Origin of the sequence: Streptomyces thermovulgaris, assembly GCF_002155915.1 — a bacterium.
GTDB lineage: Bacteria > Actinomycetota > Actinomycetes > Streptomycetales > Streptomycetaceae > Streptomyces > Streptomyces thermovulgaris.
On the sequence record NZ_MUME01000177.1, the window covers coordinates 1 to 2,792 of the forward strand.

The window sequence follows — 2,792 nt, forward strand, 5'->3', positions numbered from 1 at the left end:
CGGGGGAAAGGGGGAGCAGAAGAGGGTCGAGGAGCGGTGAAGGGGAAAGCGGAGGGAAGAGCGCGAGGGGGGTGCCCCTTCCGGGGCCCGGTACGGCCGGCAGGGCCCGGTACGACCAGTAGGGGGCGCGTCTCAGGGATGTTTCAGGGGCGCGGTCCGGAACCGCCGGGAGCGGTGCGGCCGTTCTCCCGGCAGAGAGCGGCAGTGGCCGCGAAGGAGGCGACAGATGTCGAAGAACACGAAGATCGCCGTGGGAGGAGTGGCGGTCGGACTCGTCCTGCTGATCTGGCTGCCCTGGTGGGCCGCCCTCCTGATCATCCTGGGAGTCCCGGCTGCCGCGTACCTGGCGCTGGACCCCTCCCAGCGGCGCCGACTGCGCCACGTCGGCCGCAAGGAACTCGGCCGCTGAAGCGGCGGAAGCACTGGACCGGAAGCACCAGAAGTGTCATGACCCCGGCGCACCGGCGCCGTCCGGGGCACGGGGACCGGCCGCGACGCCGCCCGCGGGCCTGCCGACGGCCCGGCCCGCGAGCGGCCGGGCACGGTGCCCCCTGCGCCGCGCGCCGGTGCGCCGGGCACGGTGGGAGCAGGCCGTGACACCCGGTGCGTCCGCAGGGGAACGCGGCAGGAGCACGCGGGGCCGGAGGGGACGCCGGAGTCAGAGGGGACGTACCGCCAGCTTGTCGAGGGCCTCCAGCAGGCCCGGCAGCTCGGGACCCCGGCCGACCGGCAGCACCTTGCCGGGCTCGTCGTCGAGGAGCACGAAGGCGATGTCGTCGGTGCGGGCCACCATCGACCAGCCGGGGCCGTCCGCCCGCAGGAGGCGTGCGTCCCCCGTCGCATAGGACGAGCGGACGCGGCCCAGCGGCGGCGGCGAGTCCACGTACGCACGGGCCTCCGCCAGGGCCCGGCGGACACCGCTGTGGCCCGGGAACGCCTTCCCGCCGGTGCCGTCCGGCGTTCCGCCGGCCGGGGCCCGGAAGCCGGTGTCGTCGACCTGCTCACGCCACATCGCCCACTGCAGCGCGACCTCGTCGGCGCCCAGCCGGCGCTGGGCGGGCCCCCAGGTGGCGGTGTCCGGCGGGGACAGCAGGGGTGCGTCCGAGAGCTCCGGGTCCGGGTCGTGCGGCGCGGGCAGGCCGGGAGCGGCCACGGCGACGTCGAGGGGCCAGCCCGGCAGTGCGGCGACGACCGTGCGCTCGTCGGGCGACAGGTCGTACTCCATGCCGCAGTCCCAGGAGGCGATGGCCACGGCGACCAGCGACACGTCGTCGACGACCACCGTCCACCGCGCTCCGTCGCCGTCCTGACCGAGCACCAGCCCGTATCCGTCGGCGAGGGGAGCCAGGCCGAGGGCCGCACAGGCCTCCGGATAGTCGTCGCCCAGCACACTCGGGAACTGCGCCGGTGTCAGCAGCACCGCTGTGAGCACATAGAGCGCGTCGTCCCCGGCGGCGACGGCGCCCTCGTCCGTCCCGGCCATCCCGGCCTCCCCATCGGTCCGTCCAACGGCGCGCACCCTAATGCGAGCGGAAGACGGTTGTCACGACTTCTGCACGCTTTCTGGACCTGCGGCCTTCCAGTCGGAGAGGGCGACTCGTGCCCTCCGGAGGGGGCGACACGGCCGCCGGCCGTCCACGGCGCGGGCCGCCAAAGGACCCGGCCAGTTGCCGGGCCGCCGCTTCGGGCGGCTCCTCGGACGAGACGCCTCCGGCGAGGACCGGCGCGGGTCTGCGAGAATCGGCAAGGGCCGACAGGGGCCGTCAAGGACACGGACATCTTTTTTCTCCGCACGTCTCGTCCGTGCGTCTTCCTCCGTACGCCCTCCGACGCCGGTCGTTCGTCTGCCCGAAGGGCTCAACGGGTAGGAGCCGGGACAACAGGCAGAAGGGGGACGACGTGACAAAACGCTTCGAGCGGCTGGAACAGATCCGCAGCATGGACCCGGTGGCGGACGCGACCGAGATCTACCGGCTCAGTGTCGCCTACGAGTTCCCCTGGGACTACACCCGTGCCCTGGAGCTCGCGCTCTACCGCACCTACGCGGTTCCGAGCATCGGCCGGCTGCTGGCCGAGACGGCGGAATTCACCGACCGCGCACAGAAGCGCTACGACGACACCTCCCTGCTCCTCGACGCCGTGGTCGAGCACGGCTTCGCGAGCGAACAGGGCCGCACCGCGATCCGGCGCATCAACCAGATGCACCGCAGCTACGACATCAGCAACGACGACATGCGGTACGTGCTGTGCACATTCGTCGTCATGCCCAGGCGCTGGATCGACGCGTACGGCTGGCGCAGGCTGTCCCGGCACGAGATCGTCGCGTCCGCCGTCCACTACCGAACGCTCGGCCGGCACATGGGCATCAAGGACGTCCCCGAGTCCTACGAGGAGTTCGAGGCCTGCCTCGACGCCTACGAGAAGGACCACTTCGGCTGGGACGAGCAGGCCCGGAAGGTCTCCGACGCCACCCTCGACCTGATGGCCTCCTGGTACCCGCGTCCGCTCGCGCCCCTGCTGCGCACCGCGGCTCTCTCCCTGCTCGACGACCCGCTGCTGCGGGCCTTCCGCTACGAGCCCCCGAGTGCCCTCACCCGCACCCTGGTCCGCCGCGCGGTCCGTGCCCGGGGACGTGTCGTGCGTCTGCTGCCGCCGCGCCGCACCCCTCACTTCGCACGCCAGAACCGGGAGATCAAGAGCTATCCGAACGGCTGCCGGCTGGCCGACCTCGGCACTCACCCGGTGCCCGGTGTGCCGCACGGGACAGCCCCGCACACCGGGCACCGGGTGAG

The 2,792-nt window shown here is 72.8% G+C and carries 3 protein-coding genes; 2 read left to right on the plus strand and 1 reads right to left on the minus strand.

All coding sequences use genetic code 11. From position 1 onward, the window contains the following. Positions 1 to 226: 226 nt before the first annotated feature. Positions 227 to 409 (plus strand): hypothetical protein, encoded by a 183-nt coding sequence (locus tag CCN35_RS15655; protein WP_067392201.1) that lies wholly within the window; start codon positions 227 to 229, stop codon positions 407 to 409. Between the two features lie 249 nt (positions 410 to 658). Here the strand turns inward: CCN35_RS15655 and CCN35_RS15660 are convergent, their stop codons facing one another. Further along, a complete protein-coding gene (locus CCN35_RS15660; protein WP_067392198.1) occupies positions 659 to 1,483 on the minus strand; it encodes a hypothetical protein in 825 nt (274 codons plus the stop codon). A gap of 416 nt (positions 1,484 to 1,899) precedes the next feature. Between CCN35_RS15660 and CCN35_RS15665 the strand changes: the two genes are divergently transcribed. Next, positions 1,900 to 2,792: oxygenase MpaB family protein (locus CCN35_RS15665; protein WP_245863191.1), on the plus strand; the 893-nt coding region annotated here is incomplete at its 3' end.